We start from the raw sequence: 23,034 nt of genomic DNA, 5'->3' as shown, positions 1-23,034 counted from the left end.
CGAACTTTCTCCCATGCAGGCGGGAATGTTATTTCATACCTTGTACGCTCCCAATTCGGGCGTATATTTTGAACAGCGTAGTTGTCTGATTCGCGGTAATTTGAATTTACCAGCTTTTCGTCAAGCTTGGCAGCGCGTAGTTGAGCGTCATTCAGTTTTGCGGACTGCTTTTCACTATTCAGAGTTAGAAAAACCATTGCAAGTAGTATATGACTATGTAGAATTACCTTGGCAAGAATTAGATTGGTGTGGTGTAGAGGCTACTGTACAAAAAGCTAAATTAACTGAGTTTTTAGAATGTGACTGTAATTCTGGTTTCAATTTACAGCAACCTCCCCTGATGCGTTGTGCTGTAATTCGTTTAGAAGCCAATAAATACCAATTTATCTGGAGTCACCATCATTTACTCATGGATGGTTGGTGTAACGGGATTTTATTAACAGAAGTTTTCACACTATATAAAGCATTTTGTCAAAGTGAGGATGTAACTCTACCATCACCCATCCCCTACGGTAATTATATTCTCTGGTTACAGCAACAAAACCCAGAGCAAGCAGAAAGTTTTTGGCGTAAGCAGCTTCAAGATTTTACAGCACCAACAGTTTTGGGGAATAAAATAAATAACCAATCCTCAATTTTCAGTCAACAGTCAAAAGTCAACAGTCAACAAACTGAACAACTACAAAACTTTGTCCGTCAGCATCGTCTTACCCTTAATATCTTAGTACAAGGGGCTTGGGCATTATTATTAAGCCGCTATAGTGGTGAGAATAATGTATTGTTTGGTACTACTGTTTCCGGTCGTCCTCCAGAATTACCACAAGTAGAAAGCATAGTTGGTCTATTTATTAATACTTTACCTGTGCGCGTCGATGTAAATGGAGAGATGCAAATAATACCTTGGCTGCAACAATTGCAAGCTCAACAGGTAGAAAGAGAACAATATAGTTATAGTTCCTTGGTAGATATTCAAAGCTGGAGTTCCGTTCCCCGTGGAACATCTTTATTTGAGAGTTTGCTGGTATTTGAAAATTATCCAGTGTCGATAGAATCAGTCATCAAAACTTTTGATCAAACTCTCCAAATTGAGGATACCCAAGGATTTGAAAAAACAAATTATCCTCTGACATTAACAGTAATTCCTGGGGAGGAGTTATTATTTAAGGTTAGTTATGATGTCTCTTATTTTGATGCAGCAACGATTTCGCGTCTTTTAGGACATTTAGAAACTTTGCTGATGTCAATGGTGAATGAGCCTGAGCAAAGGCTTTCACAACTATCAATGTTAACGCCCCAGGAGAAGCAATTAATATTAAAAGATTGGAATCAAACTACACAAGCATATCCAAATCAGTGCATTCATCAGCTATTTGAGGCGCAGGTGGAAAGAACACCTGATGCAATTGCGTTGGTTTTTGGTGAGGAATGTTTGACTTATAGAGAACTGAATAATAAAGCTAATCAACTGGCTCATTATTTGCAGCAGTTGGGGGTAAAACCGGAAATATTAGTTGGTATTTGTTTAGAACGTTCTTTAGAAATGACTGTCTGTTTGTTGGGAATCATCAAAGCTGGGGGTGCTTATGTACCCATTGATCCAGAATATCCCCAAGAACGCATAGCTTATATGCTAGAAGATTCTCAGGTTAAAGTATTTTTAACTCAGGAACAATTACTCGCTCAAATTCCTCAAAATCAAACTCATAAGATTTGTATAGATACAGAATGGGATAAAATTTCCAGACAACCAAATACTAATCCTGATAGTGGAGTAAAACTAGATAATCTTGCTTACGTTATCTACACATCTGGTTCTACTGGTAAACCCAAAGGTGTAATGAACACCCACCAAGGGATATGCAATCGCTTATTGTGGATGCAAGAAACTTATCAAATAAATTCTACAGATAGCATTTTACAAAAAACACCTTTTAGCTTTGATGTATCTGTCTGGGAATTCTTCTGGACTTTATTAACAGGCGCACGTTTAGTAATTGCTAAACCAGGTGGACATCGAGATAGTGCTTATCTGATTAATCTAATTATTCAAGAGCAAATAACTATTTTGCATTTTGTACCCTCCATGCTGCGAATCTTTTTAGAAAGCGGTAATGTAGAAAAATGTACCTCTCTTAAAAGAGTAATTTGTAGTGGTGAAGCCTTATCTTTAGATTTGCAAAACCAATTTCTTGAGCGTTTTGACTGCGAATTATATAACCTCTATGGCCCTACAGAAGCAGCTATTGATGTTACTTTCTGGCAGTGCCGAAAACATACTAACTTAAAAACCGTACCTATTGGTCGTCCTATCGCCAACACCCACATTTACATCCTTGACCAGCATTTACAACCCGTTCCCATCGGCGTACCAGGAGAACTTTACATTGGCGGTGCGGGAGTCGCCAGAGGTTACTTAAATCGCCCTGAATTAACAGCAGAAAGATTTATTAGTTATTCGGATTTGGGCAGCATAGGCTATCTTACACCAATGCCCCATGCCCCATGCCCCATACCCCATGCCCTATACAAAACAGGCGATCGCGCCCGCTACCTAAGAGATGGTACAATAGAATACTTAGGCAGATTAGACAACCAAGTAAAAATTCGTGGATTTCGGATTGAATTAGGTGAGATAGAAACCGTACTCAGCCAACATTCAGAGGTACAAGCGGCTATTGTAGTTGTGACAGAAGATACCACTGGTGATAAACGGTTAGTGGCTTATATTGTCTCAGAAAATCCAGAAATAACAGATTTGCGGCAATATTTGGCAAAAAATCTGCCAGATTACATGATTCCTTCTCAATTTATCACCTTAGATGCACTACCGCTCACTCCTAATGGTAAAGTTGACCGTCGTGCATTACCAAAACCACAATTTAAAACATCATCACACACAATTGCACCACGCACACCCACAGAGGAATTATTGCTAAATATTTGGCAAAATATATTGAATTTAAATTCAGTGGGAATTACAGATAATTTCTTTGCTTTGGGTGGTCATTCTTTATTAGTAATTCGTCTGGTTTCCCAAATTCAGCAGGTGTTTGGGGTAGATATTTCTTTACGACAAATATTTGAAAATCCTACCATTGCTGAATTAGCAACATTAATTAATTCTTCAAAATTATCTCTGTATAGCTCAATTCCTGAGAGGGAAAGTACAGATAAAATATTGCTTTCCTTCGCTCAACAACGTTTGTGGATGTTGGCGCAAATCGAACCAGAAAACCCATCATACAACGTAGCTGCTGCTTTACAACTTACTGGTGATGTCAATGTTGATGTTCTGACACAAAGTTTGCAAGAAATTATCCACCGTCATGAAATTTTGCGTACCAGTTTTGTCAATGTCGATGGTCAAGGGATAGCTGTCATTGCAACAGAAATCAATTCCCATATCCCGGTTGTAGATTTAAGTTTTCTTCCCCCATCTCAACAGCAAAAACTTGTCCAAGAACTGGCGCAAGAGGAAAGTCAACAACCTTTTAATTTAGAAATTAGTCCACTTTTACGAGCCAAATTTTTATATTTAAATACTCAGGAATACATCCTCTTATTGACCATGCACCACATTATTACCGATGGTTGGTCAATTAATGTATTCGCGCAGGAAATGGCGACTATATATCAAGCCTTTTCTCAAGGACAATCTTCTCCTCTACAACCATTAAAAATTCAGTATGCTGATTTCGCTGTTTGGCAAAGGTCGCAAAGTGATAAATTTAACTATCAAGTTGAATATTGGCGACAACAATTAGAGTCAGCACCAGAACTATTAGACTTACCTACAGATTATCCGCGTCCAGCTATTCAAACATTTCGAGGTCAGCGACATAGTTTTACAATATCTGAAGAATTAACAGAGAAAATTAAACAACTCGGTCAGGAAACGCACACTACATTATTTATGGTAATGTTTTCGGCGTTTAGTATTCTGTTGCATCGCTATAGTCAACAAGAAAAAATCGTCATTGGTAGTCCTGTAGCCAATCGTCATTATCCTGGAACAGAGGGATTAATTGGCTTTTTTGTGAATACCTTCGCGCTGTTAATTTCCCTAGAAGATAATCCCACAGTCGCGGAATTATTACCACGGGTGCGAGAAATGGTGTTATCTGCGTACAGCCATCAAGATGTACCATTTGAGCAGGTAGTAGAAGAGTTAAAATTAGTTCGCTCTTTGAGTCATTCACCCTTATTTCAAGTTATGCTGGCAGTAGAAAATGCACCTACCCAGCCAATAGAAATTCCCGGTTTACGTTGGAGTCCCCTAGAAATTGATGGCGGTACGGCAAAATTTGACATTACGTTGATGATTGCGGAAACAGATGCAGGTTTACAAGGTAAATGGGAATATAACTGTGATTTATTTACAGAAACAACGATTCACCGTTTTACAGAACATTTACAGAATATTTTGTTGGGAATGACTTCTGAACCTAGTCAGAAAATTTCTGATTTACCTTTAATGAGTGGGGGAGAACTTCAGCAAATCATCAATTTTGGTACTTCGCCAACAAATCTCATCATTCATTGCATACAAGAATTATTTGAGCAGCAAGTTGCAAAATTTGGTGATGAAATTGCAGTGATTTGTCAACATCAAAAACTTACTTACTCAGAACTAAACACCAAAGCTAATCAACTTGCATATCATCTCAAATCTTTAGGAGTTCAGCCAGAAATAGCTGTAGGAATTTGCGTTCACCGTTCCCTAGATTTTATCATTGGTATTTTAGCAATCCTCAAAGCTGGTGGTTTCTATGTTCCCTTAGACCCAACTTACCCCCAAGAACGTCTAGAATTTCTAATTGAAGATGCTCAAATACAGGTAATACTCACCCAACAGCAGCACATCCCCCAATTACCCGATTTACCTATCTTCTGTTTTGATACAGACACAGCAAACCTAACACAGCACCCCACAACCAACCCCGTCAACCACACCACACCGGAAAATCTCGCCTACGTCATGTACACCTCTGGTTCTACAGGAGTTCCCAAGGGTGTATGTATACCCCATCGTGGTGTAGTGCGACTCGTCAAAGATTGCAATTATATAAATTTAAGTGCTGATGAAAGCATACTCCAAGCCGCGCCAATATCTTTTGATGCTTCGACATTTGAAATTTGGGGAGCATTATTAAATGGTAGTCGCTTAGTAATTTTATCTAATCAACAACCCACATTAGCAGAAATTGGACAGGCTATTACACAACATCAAATTACTACTCTGTGGTTAACAGCAGGCTTATTTCACCTGATGGTAGATGAACATCTTGAAAGTTTGAAATCAGTCAAACAATTAATCGCTGGTGGTGATGTTTTATCTGCGGTTCATATTAATAAATTACTGCAAACCTATCCTGAATGTCGTGTAATTAATGGTTACGGCCCTACTGAAAATACTACCTTTACCTGTTGTTATAGTGTGACCGATATCTGTGAGAGTAACACTGTTCCCATCGGTCGCCCTATCAATAATACTCAAGTTTATATTCTCGATAACCACCTCAATCCCTTACCTGTAGGCGTTCCCGGTGAGTTATATATTGCTGGTGACGGACTAGCGCGGGGTTACTTAAATCAACCAACTTTAACCGCCGAAAAATTTATTAATTGGGGACTGGGGACTGGGGACTGGGGACTGGGAACTACCACACTCAGCACTCTCTATAAAACAGGCGATCGCGCTCGTTACCTTGCAGATGGTAATATTGAATACTTAGGGAGATTAGACAATCAAGTAAAAATTCGGGGATTCCGCATTGAGTTGGGTGAGATTGAAGCGGTATTAAATCAGCATCCAGCAGTAAAAGAATGTGTGGTTATTGCTCGTGAAAAACAACTCATAGCCTACTTTATCGCTTTAGATAATACACCAGATAATCTCAGAGAATTTTTACAGCAGCGTCTTCCTGATTATTTAATTCCTCACTTTTTTGTTGCTTTAGAAACTCTACCTCTGACAGTTAACGGTAAGGTAGATAGACAGAAATTACCAGCACCAGAAATTACAAGTTTTCCAGATGGAACTGTAGCGCGTTCTGATATAGAAGCTAAGTTATTAGAAATTTGGTCGTCAGTTTTGAATTTGTCCCAAGTGAGTATTTATGATAATTTCTTTGCGCTTGGTGGTGATTCAATTCTGGCGATTCAGTTGATATCTAAGGCTAATCAAGTAGGATTACAATTAACGCCTAAGCAGCTTTTTCAATATCAAACTATTGCCGAACTTGCAGGAGTTTTTACTGTTGATAAATCTTCTTTGCTACCGCAGGGTATGGTTACTGGTGCTGTGCAGTTGACTCCGATTCAATGTTGGTTTTTTGAGCAGGAGTTGGTGAATCAGCATCATTTTAATCAGGTGGTGTTTTTGGAGTCTGGGGAGAAGTTACAACAGGAAGTTTTGGTTGCAGTTATTAATAAGTTATTGCTGCATCATGATATGTTGCGGTGTCAATTTGGAGAGAAGAATTTTATCACGCAGAGGCGCAGAGGCGCAGAGAGAGAGATAGGAGAGGTTGTTGAGTTGGGTGGGGATGTTCCTCTGGTTTTTTGTGATTTGTCTGGTTTGTCTGGGAGTGAGCAGGATAGAGTTATTCAAGAGGTTGCTGGTGAAGTACAGGCTGGTTTAAATATTGGTTATGCTCCTTTATTAAGGGTGGTGCATTTTGATTTGGGTGAGGTTTCTAGGTTATTAATTGTTATTCATCATTTGGTTGTTGATGGGGTTTCTTGGCGGATTTTGTTGGCGGATTTTCAAACGGCTTATCAACAAGCTTTGGCGAAACAGACAATTAGTTTACCTGCTAAGACTACTTCGTTTTTAACTTGGGCGGAAAAGTTATATGATTATGCTCGGTCTGAATGTCTACAAGATGAATTAGAATATTGGTTATCCAATAAATACCAACAAGTAAAACGATTACCAATTGATTATCCTGATGGTGGTAATCAGGTGGTTGATGTTGAGACTGTGACTATAAAACTTTCTGTGGAAGATACTCAAGCTTTACTTACAGAAGTTTCTCCGGTCTACAATACACAAATTAATGATGTGTTATTAACGGCTTTAACTGCTACTATCTCAACCTGGATAGATAATCCTTTGGTGTTGCTTGATTTAGAAGGTTATGGTCGTAATTTTCCAGGGGAAGATATAGATATATCTCGGACCGTGGGATGGTTTACAACAATTTATCCCTGTTTGTTATCAAAGGAAAGTGATGATTGGGGGGAATTGCTGAAGGGTATTAAAGAACAATTGCGAGCAGTACCCAATCAAGGATTTGGTTATGGAATATTACGCTACCTTGATGATAGTGAAGCGAGTCAAAGGTTGCGGGATTTACCCCAAGCGGAAATCAGCTTTAATTATTTAGGACAATTAGATTTAGGTTTGGAACATGGAAAATTGAAATGGCTACCCTTACCTGGAATTACAACCCAAGATAAACAACAAACTCGACGCTATGCTATAGAAATTGTTGGGTTTGTCCGCGAAGGTAAATTACAGTTTGATTGGATATATAGTCAGCAGCAGTATCAACAAGAAACTATTTCACAATTAGCAAATAATTTTCAGCAAGGATTACAAGCAATTATCAATCACTGTCGTTTACCTAATGTGGGAGGTTACACACCTTCTGATTTTGAGTTAGCAAATTTAAATCAAGAAACTTTAGATTTGGTGATGGGGATGATTAGTTTTGCACCGGAGGGTTTGCAATGAATACAACTCTAAATCAAAAAATGATTGAGGATATTTATCCCCTCTCATCTTTGCAGCAGGGTATGTTATTTCATAGTCTGTATGCGCCTAACTCTGGTGCTTATGTGGTACAGGTAAGTTATGAGTTACATGGTAATTTAAATATTGCGGCTTTTGAGGCTGCTTGGCAAGATTTAATCAATCGTCATCCTGTTTTACGCACAGCTTTTGTTTGGGATAATTTAGAAAAGCCGCTACAAGTAGTTGGGAAGCAAGTAAAATGTCAGATTAATCATCTTGATTGGAGTGATGTTTCAGTTCAGCAACAACAGGAAGCTTTAAAAGTTCTGCTGCTACAAAAACAGCGCGAACAGGGATTTAATTTATCCCAAGCACCTCTGATGCAAATGACACTCATTCAGTTAAAATCTGAAGTTTATCAGTTTGTTTGGAGTTATCACCATTTATTATTAGATGGTTGGTCTGTTCAGGTACTTTTAAAAGAATTTATTGTTATTTATCAAGCATATATTCAACAACAAACACCTGTTTTACTCAACCCACGTCGCTATCGAGATTATATTGGGTGGTTACAGCAACAAAACTTGGCGGAAGCTGAGACTTTTTGGAAACAGCAATTACAGGGGTTTGTGTCGCCAACGCAGTTAAATGTTGGTCAAAACCTAGATGTTCGTCCCGATAATTTACATAGTCATTATCACGAGGAAAAAATTCAGCTTTCAGTCGAATTAACTAGCAAACTGCAAACCCTAGCCAAACAACAACAATTAACCATCAATACCTTTGTCCAAGGTGCTTGGGCGTTGTTGTTAAGTCGCTATAGTGGGGAAAAAAATGTTTTATTTGCTACCGTTAGTGCAGGTCGTCCCAGTGCGCTGAATGGTGCTGATGCAATGGTGGGATTATTTATCAATACCTTACCATTCCGGGTGTTAGTTTCTCCTGAAGAGACACTATATCAATGGTTGCAAAAGCTACAAAATCAGCAAGTAGAAATACGGCAATATGAATATAGTTCTTTAGTAGATATTCATCGTTGGAGTCAAGTTTCACCATCCATACCACTATTTGAAACCTTGGTGGTATTTGAAAATTATCCCATTGAACCTGCTCTGAAACAGTCTTTAGCATCTTTGGAAATTCGCAATATTCAAGCTACGGAACAGACGAATTATCCTCTGACGCTGTATGCAGTGGTGGATTCTCAGCTTGCTTTGAGAATTTTATATGATAGCGATCGCTTTCACCATACCACCATCACCCAAATCTTAGAACAGTTAGAAACCCTGTTGTTAGGAATGACACAGGGAGATTGTAATTTAGCCACACTCCCATTTCTCAGTCCCACCCAACAACAGCAAATACTCATTGACTGGAACGCCACAACACAGGAAATTCCTCAGCAATGTGTTCATGAAATCATCAGCCAGCAAGCACAACAAACACCGGACGCGACAGCAGTTGTATTTGCAGATAAAACCCTAACTTATGCCGAATTAAACGCCAAATCCAACCAAATCGCCCATTATCTACTACAACTAGGAATCAAACCAGAAGCCAGAATTGGGGTTTATTTAGAGCGTTCATCGCCATTATTAATCATAGCCCTACTGGGTATCCTCAAAGCTGGTGCAGCCTACGTACCACTAGACCCCACCTTCCCCCCAGAACGTCTGCGTTTCATGATGGCAGATGCAGAGTTAAAATTGTTGCTTACACAAACATCTTTAACTAGTGTTATTACTGACAAAATAGCAACAATTAACCTCGATGAATTAGAGGAAGATATTAGCCAGCAGCCAATATTTGACCCACAAATTAAAGTAACACCAGAACAACTAACTTATTTAATTTATACATCTGGGTCAACAGGGCAACCAAAAGGGGTGATGATTGAAGGGCGATCGCTCGTTAACATCTTAACAGACCTGAAACAACGTTTATCAATCACCCCTAACGACAAACTCCTAGCAGTCACCACCATCGCCTTTGACATCGCCGCCTTAGAATTATTTCTCCCCTTAATTGCAGGCGCACAAGTCGTATTACCCCCCCAAACAGCCTTAGTTGACCCTCGCCAACTCGCCAACTGCATAGAACACCATCAAATTACCATCATGCAAGCCACCCCCGCAACTTGGCGGTTACTTCTAGCCAGTGGTTGGGAAGGGAAACAGGACTTAAAAATCCTCTGTGGTGGCGAAGCACTAGAGAATACCCTAGCCCAACAGTTATTATCTTGCAGTCAAGAAGTCTGGAATCTATACGGCCCAACAGAAACCACAATTTGGTCAGCAGCCCAGAAACTAAGTATAGATGAACCCGTAACCATCGGTCATCCCATCGCCAACACACAATTTTACATCCTCGACGAACAGTTACAACCCGTCCCCATCGGCGTACCAGGAGAATTATATATTGGTGGTGCAGGAGTCGCCAGAGGATATTGGAAACGCCCAGACTTAACAGCAGAGAGATTTAAGGGACTGGGGACTGGGCAGAGAAATTACCCTACTCCCTACTCCCTACTCCCTACTCCCTTATACAAAACAGGCGATCGCGTCCGCTACCTAAGAGATGGTAAACTCGAATACTTAGGGAGACTAGATTATCAAATCAAAATTCGCGGATTTCGCATCGAACTAGGAGAAATAGAAGCGGTACTAGCACAACATCCCGCAGTAGAACAAGCAGTAGTCACCCTGCGAGAAGATGAACCAGGAGAACAGCGTTTAGTAGCCTATATAGTCTCCCACCCTGAAATTATCCCCACAGAACTACGCACATTTTTAGGTGAAAAACTACCTATATATATGATGCCATCGGCATTCATATTATTAGAAAAATTCCCCCTCACACCCAACGGTAAAATAGACCGCAAAGCATTACCAAAATCCAACAATTTACCTTTAACAACCACTAATAATTTCATACCACCGCAAACCCAAATCGAACAAACCCTGTCTGATATTTGGCAACAATTATTAGGTAGAGAAAAAATCAGCATTCATGATAACTTCTTCGACTTAGGAGGACATTCATTATTAATAGTAAGAATGCAAGGACAACTCACCCTAAAACTCAATCAAAACATACCCCTAGTAGACCTATTCCGTTATCCCACCATCAACTCCCTAGCAAAATACCTAACCCAAAACACCCCCACATCAGATAAAGAAATAGAAAACAGAATCTCCCAACAACAAACCGGAAAACAAAGACTCCTCCAACAAAGACAAACAAGACTAAAAACCTAACCCTCAAAAAAACTCTCCGCGCACCTTTGCGCTTACCTCTGCGCCCCTCTGCGTTTAAAAAACCTATATGAACAACCCCACAGGACTAGAAATAGCAATAATTGGCATAAACGGTAAATTCCCCGGTGCTAATAACCTAGAAGAATATTGGCAAAACCTCCGCAACGGAGTAGAATCAATCACCAACTTAACCGACGAACAAATCCAAAAAAACGGCGTAGACCCCACACAATTAAAACATCCCAATTACGTCAAAAGACAAGCCATAATAGACAACATAGAATACTTTGACGCAGAATTTTTTGGCTTTAACCCCAGAGAAGCAGAAATTCTCGACCCCCAGCACAGACTATTTTTAGAATGTGCTTGGACAGCCTTAGAAGACGCAGGATATAACCCAGAAAACTACACCGGAGCAATTGGAGTTTATGCCGGTGCAGCCATGAATAACTATTTATTAAACCTAATTACAAACCCACAAATTCAAAATCAAATTAGCCGCTATCAACTATTTTTATCCAACGATAAAGACTTTCTCACCACCAGAGTTTCTTATAAATTAAATTTACGAGGCCCAAGTTTAGATATTCAAACAGCTTGTTCCACATCCTTAGTAGCAGTTCATGTAGCTTGTCAGAGTTTATTAAGTGGAGAATGCGACATAGCCCTAGCAGGGGGTGTATCCTTAGCAAAAGCCACAGGTTACTTATATCAAGAAGGCGGAATTTACTCACCTGATGGTCATTGTCGCGCCTTTGATGCTGATGCTCAAGGAACAATTGCAGGTAGTGGTTTAGGTATCGTTGTCCTTAAAAGACTGCAAGAAGCTATTGAAGATAGAGATTATATTCATGCTGTAATTAAAGGTTCAGCTATTAATAATGATGGCGGTTTAAAAGTCAGTTACACAGCACCGAGAATTGATACCCAAGCAGCAGTAATTCGCGCCGCACAAGCATTAGCTGGAGTAGAACCAGCAGATATTAGTTATATTGAAACCCACGGAACAGGAACAGCATTAGGAGATCCCATTGAAATTGCTGCTTTAACTCAAGCCTTCCGCGCCGGAACAGAAAAAACTGGATTTTGTGCCATATCATCAGTAAAAACCAACATCGGACACTTAGATGCAGCAGCAGGAATTGCCAGTTTAATCAAAACAGTTTTAGCACTCAAACACCAACAAATTCCCCCCAATTTACATTTTCAACAACCAAATCCCCAAATAGATTTTTCCCAAACACCCTTTTATGTGAATACTAATTTAGTTGACTGGGAAACAGATAAAACTCCCCGCCGTGCTGGTGTCAGTTCCTTTGGAATTGGGGGGACAAATGCTCATGTAATTTTAGAAGAAGCACCAATTAAATTCAAAATTCAAAATTCAAAATTCAAAATTAATTATCAGATGTTATGTTTATCGGCTAAAAGTGAAAAAGCTCTTGAAGAAGCAACAATTAATCTGGCTACATATTTACAACAGCATCCACAATTCAACCTTGCAGATATTGCTTATACCCTCCACATAGGACGACAACATTTTGCATATCGCCGGATGGTGTTGTGTCAAACCACAGAAGAAGCAGCGCAAATTTTAGAGAAAGAAACTAAATACACTCATACAAATTCCGAAAAAAGCCCAAGTATCGCCTTCATGTTTCCCGGACAAGGTAGTCATTACCTCAACATGGGTAAGGAATTATATGAGACAGAAGCTATATTTCGAGAGCAAATAGATCATTGCTGTGAATTATTACAGCATGATTTGGGGTTAGATTTGCTATCCATCCTATTTGAAACAGAAAGCATTCCCAGTCCCCAGTCCCCAGTCCCCAGTCCCCAGTCCCAAACCATCTACGCACAACCAGCATTATTTATAATCGAATATGCCTTAGCAAAATTATGGATATCTTGGGGTATTCAACCACAGGCCATGATTGGTCATAGTCTCGGCGAATACGTAGTAGCCACTTTAGCAGGTGTCTTTTCTCTCCCCGATGTTTTAAAATTAGTCGCATTGCGTGGTCGTTTAATGCAGCAATGTCCAACTGGTGCAATGCTCTCAGTAGGAATGTCAGCAGCTAAACTACAACCTCTGTTGACAGATAATTTAGTCATAGCGGCATACAATGCACCAGAATTATGTGTAGTATCTGGTACTGAAGCGGAAATCGTTCAACTAGAAACAAACTTAAATAAACAGGGAATTTCTAACCGTAGATTACAAACATCTCACGCTTTCCACTCACCCTTAATGGAGTCCATGATTACTCCATTTATCGCCGCTTTCCAGAAAATTACACTGCAAACACCCAAAATTCCCTTTATTTCTAACGTTACAGGAACTTGGATTACAGCAGAACAAGCAACTGATCCGCACTACTGGGTAAATCACTTACGTCAACCTGTACAATTTGCCACAGGAATCAAAGAACTGCTAACAGAACCTCAGCAAATTTTACTAGAAGTAGGAGCAGGACGAACACTTGCTACCTTAGCCAAACAACAAACCAACAGCCATACAATTTTATCTTCCTTACGTCATCCCCAAGATACACAATCAGATGTAGCATTTTTACTGCAAACCTTGGGTCAATTGTGGTTAGCAGGTGTATCAATTGATTGGGAAAATTTCTACACACACCAACAACGTCAACGTTTACCATTACCCACCTATCCTTTTCAACGTCAGCGTTACTGGATTGATTTGAAAGCAGGAGAGCAGGGGAGCGAGAATATACCCAGTCCCCGGCTTTATCTTCCCTCTTGGGAACGTAGTTTACCTCATCCCCAAGTAGACATAGCTGAAAAACGCTTGTGTTGGTTGGTGTTTACAGATAATTACGGTATTTATCAAGAAATAATTAATACGCTACAAGCGGTTGGACATGATGTAATTATTGTGAGCCAAGGTGAAAAATACGACCAACCTGCATATCGTACTTTTACAGTTAATCCCCAAAACTCACAGGATTTTGTGGAATTGTGGTCAGATTTAGAACTGCGAGAACTCATTCCTCACCATATTTTATATTTATGGGATTTAACTGATTTACAACAGCAACCACTCAGTTTGTTGTATTTAGCGCAAGCAATTTCATCACAGTCAATTGAGCGAGAAATAACATTAACTTTGGTAACAAATGATGGGCAATTGTTGTTAGGGAATGAAAATATTCAACCCATGAAAGCGACAGTTTGGGGTATGGGTAAAGTGATTTCTCAAGAAATACCACAATTAACTTGTCGCTGTGTTGATATTTCATTATCCACTGTAGCTAGTACAAATGAACAAATCGCCCAACAATTAATTACAGAATGTTTAAATAATCAGAATGATTCTGTAGTTGCTTATCGGGGTAATTATAGATGGAATCAAATTTATAAACCCTTATTAATGGACGATGCACAATCAAAAATATCTGTACATGAAGGAGGAAATTATGTAATTTTGGGAGACTTAACAACGGGTTTAGGAACAGTATTTGCTGAATTTCTGATGAAAAATTCAGTGCGATTAGTGCTACTTAGTGATGTCATTACCGAAACTCTCAAACAAAGTTTAGATAATGTTGGTATTGATTACTTATCACTCAATATAGATATTACCAAGCAAGCAGAATTAGAAAATGCTATAGCTCAAGCCGAAACAAAATTCGGACAAATAAATGGGGTATTTTACTCCACACCCATGAGCAATGAGCATTCAATGGCATTTTTACCCCAATTAACTACAAAACACTGGGAATATAACTACCGTACCAAAATCCAGGGCTTATGTGTTTTAGCTGAAGTTTTGCGGGATAAACCTTTAGATTTCTGTGTATTACAATCTTCCCTGTCCACAGTGTTAGGTGGGTTAGGTTTAGCCGTATACGCTGCGGCGAATGCAGTAATTGATATGTTTGCTATCCAACAAAATCAAAATAGCAAATTCCCCTGGATTAGCATTAACTGGGATGCTTGTCGTAGCGACTTAGAAACAGATATTAATCATAGTTTCGCCGCCAATTTAGTAACATTAGCACTCACACCGGCAGAAGTATGGCAATCAACCCAACATATTATCAAATTGGGTTTACCAGAATCGGTTGTAGTTACAAAATCTGACTTAGACAAACGTTTAGAAAAGTGGGTAACAAACACCCCAACCAAAACCAAAACAGAAACCAATAACAGCTACACCCGTCCCCAACTCACCAATGAATATATTGCACCCCGTGACGAAATTGAAACAGCGATCGCCCAAATTTGGCAAGACCTATTAGGAATTTCCCCCATAGGAATTAATGATAGCTTCTTCGACTTAGGCGGACACTCCCTACTAGCCATCCAAGCCATTTCCAGATTACGCGATCGCTTTGGTGTCGAACTCTCAATGCGAAACCTCCTCTACGAAGCACCCACAATCGCCGCAATCGCCACAATCATCACCACCCAAAACCAAAACCTAGAACAAATGACAGCCCTACTCACAGAAATCCAAACCCTCACCCCAGAACAAATCCGCCAACAACTCAACCACCTCTCCTAAAAACTCCGCGTACCTCCGCGCCTACCTCCGCGTACCTCTGCGTTAAAAAAAATGTCAAACTACTCACAAATCCTCTCAACCCTAACCCCAGAACAAAAAGCCTTATTTGAACGTCGCCTTAAAGAAAAAGGATTAACCCTCCCTCAATCCTCCACCATTCCCCGACTAAATCAAACAGAAAACATCCCCCTATCTTTTGCTCAACAACGCCTCTGGTTCATCCAACAACTAGAGCCAGATAGCTACATTTATAACGTTCCCTGCGTCCTAAAAATGCACGGAAATTTACAACTATCCGCATTAGAATCAGCTATCAACCAACTCAGAAAAAGACACGAAACATTAAGAACTTATTTCCCAACCAACTCCGAAAATCAACCCATTCAAATTATCGAACCTTGGCAACCCATCACCTTACAAATTATAGACACAACCGAAGAAATCGAAAAAATAGCATTAACAGCCGCACAAACACCCTTTGATTTAACTCAACCTTTATTCAAAACTAGCCTCTTCCGGTTAGCTGAAAACGAACATATTTTATTAATCACAACCCATCATATTATTTCTGACCGTTGGTCAGTCGGTGTCTTTCTCAAAGAAATTTCTCTATTATATTCCGCTTATGTGCGGGGAGAAGCTGCACCCTTATCAGAATTACCTATTCAATATGCTGATTGGGCATTGTGGCAAAGACAACAATTACAAGGTGCATTTTTAGAAGAACAAATTAATTATTGGCAACAAAAATTAGGCGGTGAATTGCCTGTTTTACAGTTACCTACTCTGCGTAAAGATGTATCTACATACTCTGGCTCACAATATACAGTTGCTCTTTCTCCGTCTTTATCACAAGCGTTGAAAACCTTAGCTGCCAAGCAGAGTGTCACCTTATTTATGCTGCTGCTGGCAAGTTTTCAAGTATTACTATATCGCTACACAGGAGAAGAAGATTTATTAATTGGTACAGATATTGTTAACCGCGATCGCCAGGAAACAGAAAATCTCATTGGCTTATTAGTCAACACTGTAGTATTGCGTACCAATTTAGACGGAAATCCCACAGTAGCAGAATTATTAAAACGAGTACGTGAGGTAACGCTTGGTGCTTTCGCTCATCAACATTTACCTTTTGAAAAGTTGGTAGAAGTTCTGAATCCTGAACGTCATCTCAATCAAATGATGCCTTTATTTCAGGTAAAATTTGATTTACAACTGGCAACAGTACAACCACCTCAACTAACAGGATTATCTGTAGAAAGGTTGCCAATTAATGATGATAATGCCAAATATGAATTACGTCTAAATTTACAAGATACTCCCCAGGGAATCAAGGGACAATTTGAATATAGTTCGGAATTATTTGATGCTGCTACTATTGCTCAAATAGCAGAGCATTGGCAGATGCTTTTAGAAAGTATAGTGACAAATATTGATGCAAAAATATCTGATTTATCTTTATTAACTGCTCAGGAAGCAGAATTATTAAATAATTGGAATGCGACATCACGGGAATATCCTACTCATGAGTGTATTCATGAATTATTTGCAGCGCAGGTAGAAAGAACTCCTGATGCAATTGCTTTGATTTTTGGTGAGGAAGCTTTTACTTATCGAGAAATTAATATTAAGGCTAATCAACTGGCTTATTATTTACAAACTTTGGGAGTTAAGCCAGAAACGCCTGTGGGAATTTGTCTGGAACGTTCCCCGGAAATGGTGATTGGGATGTTAGCTATTCTCAAGGCTGGGGGTTTTTATGTTCCGCTCGATCCGGCTTATCCTGATGAGAGATTACAGTATATTTTGGATGATGCGAAAGTGGAGGTAATGCTCACGCAAAGGCGCAAAGACGCAAAGGAAGAAAAGAAGGTTGTTGATTTAGGAGATTGGGAGAGTGTTGGGGAATATCCTGTTACTAATCCTGTGACGGATGTTACGCCGGGGAATTTGGCTTATTTGATTTATACTTCGGGTTCTACGGGTAAGCCTAAAGGGGTGATGATTGAGCATCGCAGTCCAGTTTGTTTATTGTACTGGGCGCGTGAGGTTTTTTGTGATGAGGCGATTTCTGGGGTGTTGGCGGCTACTTCTATTTGTTTTGATTTATCGGTGTTTGAGATTTTTGTCCCGCTTTGTTGGGGGGGTAAGGTAATTTTGGCAGAAAATGCTCTGGAATTGCCGAATTTACCTGCTAAATATGAGGTGACGTTAATTAATACTGTACCAAGTGCGATAACTCAACTTCTCAACTTTAATGCTATTCCTCATTCTGTGAACACAGTGAATTTAGCGGGTGAACCTCTGACATGGAAATTAGTACAGCAACTTCAACAACTCCCCCATGTTCAGCACATCTATAATCTTTATGGCCCTTCGGAAGATACTACTTATTCTACTTACATAGAACTGAAAGATATTACCCCAAATAGTCCTACTCCTCCTATTGGTCGTGCGATCGCCAATACTCAAGTTTATATTTTAGACAAACATTTACAACCAGTACCCGTTGGTGTTCCAGGAGAATTATACATTGCAGGTGCAGGAGTCGCCAGAGGATATTGGCAACGCCCAGAATTAACAGCAGAAAGGTTTATTAATCAACAGTCAACAGTCAACAGTCAACAATCAACAGTCAACACTTTATATAAAACAGGCGATCGCGTTCGTTATCTGCCTGATGGCAATATTGAATACTTAGGTAGGTTAGATAATCAAGTAAAAATACGTGGTTATCGCATTGAATTAGGCGAGATAGACGCTTTACTCAGTCAGTATCCAGAAATTCAAGAATCTGTCGTGATTGCTAGTGAAACATCATCAGGTGATAAAAATTTAGTTGCTTATATTGCTCCTAAAAATATCAATATTGCAGATTTACGGCATTATTTGACAGATAAATTACCTGGATACATGATTCCTGCTCATTTCATGACTTTGGATGCACTGCCACGTAATCCCAATGGTAAGATTGACCGTAAGGCATTACCCGCAGTTGAAAATTTATCTTCAGAATTAGGAATTGGTTATGTAGCACCTCGCACAGCTACAGAGCAAGCTTTAGAGGTGATTTGGCGAGAAATACTTTTAGTTGAGCCTATCGGCATTTATGATAACTTTTTTACATTGGGCGGACATTCACTTCTGGGGATGCAGTTAGTAGCGAGAATTAACGAATCCTTGCAGGTAGAATTACCCCTAAAGTATTTATTTCAGTTTCCCACCATTGCCAGTTTAGCCGCACAGATTGACCTCTCTCCTACGAGGAGAGAGGCTTTGACATTCCCCCCTTCCCTTGTAGGGAAGGGGGTTAGGGGGTTAGGTTTCGGACTACCCAAAATTCAACCCCAACCCCAGGAACGCTATCAACCTTTTCCCCTGACAGATATTCAGCAAGCTTACCTCATCGGACGTAACGCCGCTTTTGAGTTGGGTAACATTGCTACTCATGGTTATCAAGAAATTGAGACGGTGGGGTTAAGTGTTGCACAGGTAGAAATGGCGATGCAGCGATTGATTGAGCGTCATGATATGCTGCGGGTGATTGTCCAAGCTGATGGACAGCAAAAGGTTTTATCACAAGTACCGGATTTCAAAATTGCGGTGACAGATTTGCGTGGGGTAGCTTCTGCACTCCAGGATATCCGCCAACGCCTTTCTCATCAAGTTCGCCCCACTGACAGCTATCCTTTATTTGAAATTCAAGCAATTTTATTAAATGACAACAAAACCCGCTTCTGCATCAGCTTTGATGTTTTAATCGGCGATGCTTGGAGTTTTCGCTTATTAGGGAGAGAATTAGTCCAAATTATGGAAAATCCAGAGGTCGAGTTACCACCCATTAACTTAACTTTCCGAGATTACGTCCTCACAGAAAAAACATTACAAGACTCAGCGATTTATCACCGTTCTCAAGCCTACTGGCAAAATCGCCTGACTACCCTGCCTCCTGCACCAGAATTACCTTTAACTAAACCCCTCAGTAAAATTACAGAACCGCATTTCACCCGTCGCAGTGGAACTTTATCCCCAACCCAATGGCAAAAACTCAAACAGCAAGCCAGCGAAGCAGGAATTACACCATCCGGCATACTTTTGGCTGCTTTTGCCAAAATTCTCTCACGGTGGAGCAAACAACCCAATTTCACCCTAAATCTGACCTTATTTAACCGTCTACCCCTACATCCCGAAGTCAATCAAATTGTCGGAGACTTCACAGCGTCTCTGCTGCTAGAAATGAAGAGTGCAGGGTGTAATAACTTCCTCGAACTAGCTCACCGCATCCAAAGCCAACTGTGGGATGATTTAGACCATCGTTATTTCAGTGGTGTAGAGGTACTGCGTCAACTAGCGCGTCAGCAACAACGGGTAACAGAAGCATTAATGCCTGTAGTTTTTACCAGTACCCTCACCCAAGATTATCAACAACCAGAAGATAACCGCAATTGGCAAGGTGAATTAATATACAGCCTCAGCCAAACCTCCCAAGTGTATTTTGACCATCAAGTAGGAGAAGTTGCCGGCGCATTAGTATTTAACTGGGACACCATTGATGAACTTTTCCCCCCAGGAATGTTAGATGAAATGTTCCGCACCTACTGTAATTTCCTCAACCAGTTAGTAGAACCCGATACCAATCACATCCCCCTGCCCCCTGCCCCCTGCCCCCCTGCCTCCTGCCTCCAAACCCTATTTTTCCAGCAAGTAGCAAAACAACCCAACCAAACCGCAATCGTCACCACAGAACAAACTTTAACCTATCAACAGGTGAGCGATCGCGTCTGTCATCTTGCCGAACATTTACAACAATTAAGTGTAATTCCCAACCAATTAGTAGCAATTGTCATGGATAAAGGTTGGGAACAAATAGTAGCAGCCTTAGCAATTCTAACTGCTGGTGCTGCCTACGTACCCATTGACCCGCAATTACCAGCCCAGCGTCGTCTACATCTATTACAAGAAACACAAGCACAAATTATACTTACCCAATCTTGGTTAGATACAACTTTAGAATGGGCTGATCATCTAACTCGGATATGTGTTGACCTCTCTCCAAACCTCTCTCCTACAAGGAGAGAGGCTTTAACCTCTCCCTCTGATTCTTCGGATGTAGAACCAATCTTAAACTCTCCCCCTTCCCTTGTAGGGAAGGGGGCTGGGGGGTTAGGTCAACCCACAGATTTAGCCTATGTAATTTACACCTCTGGCTCAACAGGAACACCCAAAGGTGTGATGATTGATCATCAGGGAGCAGTCAACACAATATTAGATATTAATCAACGCTTTGGTGTAACAGAGAATGACCGAGTTTTAGCGGTGTCATCCCTTAGTTTTGATTTATCCGTGTATGACATCTTTGGCATTTTAGCGGCTGGCGGAACAATCATCATTCCTAAAAGCGGTAATGATCCCACCCATTGGATGCAGTTAATTAACCAACATCAGGTGACAATATGGAACACAGTTCCCGCCCTGATGCAGCTTTTACTTGACACCTCCCCCACCCAAAACCAGACACTCCGCCTAATTTTACTCAGTGGTGACTGGATTCCTCTCACATTACCCCCACGCATCCGCAGCCAATTTAATCATCCCCAAATTATTAGCTTAGGCGGTGCTACAGAAGCTTCCATCTGGTCAATTTTCTACCCCATAGAGACAATCGACCCCAATTGGAAAAGTATTCCCTACGGTTATTCATTGACTAATCAACAAGTTTACGTCCTCAACCACTCCCTAGAACCCTGTCCCACCTGGGCTATTGGCGAAATCTACATCAGTGGTTTAGGAGTCGCCAAAGGATATTGGCAAAATCCAGAATTAACGGCGGAAAAATTTATTCAATTGGACATGGGAGAGAATTTCCCCCCTACACCCCTACACCCCTACACCCCTACACCCCTATATAAAACTGGCGACTTAGGACGCTACTTATCTGATGGAACAATAGAATTTTTGGGACGGGAGGATTTTCAAGTCAAAATTAATGGCTATCGAATTGAATTAGGAGAAATTGAAGCCGCTTTACAACAACATCCAGCCATAACTCAAGCTGTGGTGACAACTGCGGGAAATGCACTATCTCAACAGCAATTAGTTGCTTATCTGGTATTGCAACCAGAAGTAATTGCTAGTCAAAACACTCTTAACTCCTCCTCACAACTGGATTTCAAATTGCAACAAAAGGGAGTCAGAAAATTTGATGCTGGGGTGCATTCTGTAGCTTTACCTGGGGTTAAATCTTCTCAAGTCAATTTGCGGCGACAAAGTTACAGACAGTTTTTAGCAGAAACTATCCCTCTAAATGCCTTGGGTGAATTTTTCGAGTGTTTGCAAATGCAACATTTAGAAAATTCCCCATTACCAAAATATCGCTATGCTTCGGCTGGTAGTTTATATCCAGTCCAAACATATATCTATATAAAACCCCATCGAGTTGAAAATTTAGCGGCTGGTTTTTATTACTATCATCCCCAAAAACATCAACTTATCCAGTTAAGTGATGAGACAAACATTGATAGTAGTATCTATGGCATCAATCAAGAGATTTTTACACAAGCAGCATTTGCCATCTTTTTAATTGGTGACTTACAAGCAATTTCGCCAGTTTATGGTGATAAATCTAGGGACTTCTGTTTACTAGAAGCGGGTTATATGGGTCAACTATTAATGGAAACCGCACCAAATCAAAATTTAGGCTTGTGTCCCATTGGGGATTTAGAATTTGATGCGATCCGCGAACATTTCATTTTACATGAGCAGCAAATATTCTTACATGGGTTTGTAGGCGGTATTATAGACCCCCATTGGACAACCCGTTGGTTATCACCTGAAACTGCTCAAACCAAGGTAACAAAAGCCGAATTAATTACCCAAAAACTACGGCAATTCCTGCAACAAAGATTGCCAGAATATATGATTCCCCGCCTCTATATTCCCCTAGAAACGCTGCCATTAACACCAAATGGCAAAATTGACCGTCGTGCGTTACCTCAGCCAGAATATCAATTTAGCCAATCTGAACAGCCTATTATACCTCCCTCTACAGAATTAGAAATAGCACTAGCTCAACTATGGCAATCTATTTTAAATGTAGAAGTTTCTAGCATTCACAATAATTTTTTTGAATTGGGAGGTAATTCATTATCAGCTACTCAAATAATTACTCAGATGCGGCAAAATCTCCAACTTGATTTACCCATTCGGGAATTTTTTCTCAATCCTACCTTAACTGCACAAGCTGAGTTACTCAAACAACAGTGGGAAGCAAAACAAGAAATTACAATTGAACCTATTGAACGTATTAATCCACAAGAATTACTGGCAAATTTAGATGAACTTTCTGATGAAGAAGTAGAGATTTTACTTCAAAAAATGCAGTTAGAAGAGGATGATTTATCTCACGCAAAGACGCAAAGACGCGAAGAATAGGAGGAGAGGAGATAATTTTCTAATCAAACTATCTCTCTTTTCTCCTCTTTGCGCCTCTGCGCCTCTGCGTG

4 protein-coding genes are annotated in these 23,034 nt (G+C 40.2%); all 4 read left to right on the top strand.

Annotation, left to right across the window (positions count from 1 at the left end; genetic code table 11):
• The first annotated feature begins 13 nt into the window (after positions 1-13).
• The 4 genes from ACN222_RS13225 to ACN222_RS13210 all read left to right on the top strand — a co-directional run bounded on the left by ACN222_RS13225 (position 14) and on the right by ACN222_RS13210 (position 22,963).
• Positions 14-7,741: a non-ribosomal peptide synthetase gene (locus ACN222_RS13225; protein WP_044521430.1), complete on the top strand. Its 7,728-nt coding sequence runs from the start codon at positions 14-16 to the stop codon at positions 7,739-7,741.
• Positions 7,738-10,998, top strand: coding sequence for a non-ribosomal peptide synthetase (locus tag ACN222_RS13220; protein ID WP_010996803.1), 3,261 nt, complete (start codon positions 7,738-7,740; stop codon positions 10,996-10,998). The genes ACN222_RS13225 and ACN222_RS13220 overlap by 4 nt, the downstream gene beginning before the upstream one ends.
• A 67-nt stretch (positions 10,999-11,065) precedes the next feature.
• Positions 11,066-15,532, top strand: a complete 4,467-nt coding sequence (locus ACN222_RS13215) for a type I polyketide synthase (protein WP_010996802.1) — start codon at positions 11,066-11,068, stop codon at positions 15,530-15,532.
• A gap of 51 nt (positions 15,533-15,583) precedes the next feature.
• A complete protein-coding gene (locus tag ACN222_RS13210; RefSeq protein WP_010996801.1) occupies positions 15,584-22,963 on the top strand; it encodes a non-ribosomal peptide synthetase in 7,380 nt (2,459 codons plus the stop codon).
• The last annotated feature ends 71 nt before the right edge of the window (positions 22,964-23,034 follow it).

This window comes from Anabaena sp. FACHB-595, from assembly GCF_048568275.1.
Taxonomy (GTDB): Bacteria; Cyanobacteriota; Cyanobacteriia; order Cyanobacteriales; family Nostocaceae; genus Trichormus.
Note: the sequence above shows the minus strand (reverse complement) of the source record. Positions and strands in the feature narration are given on the sequence as shown.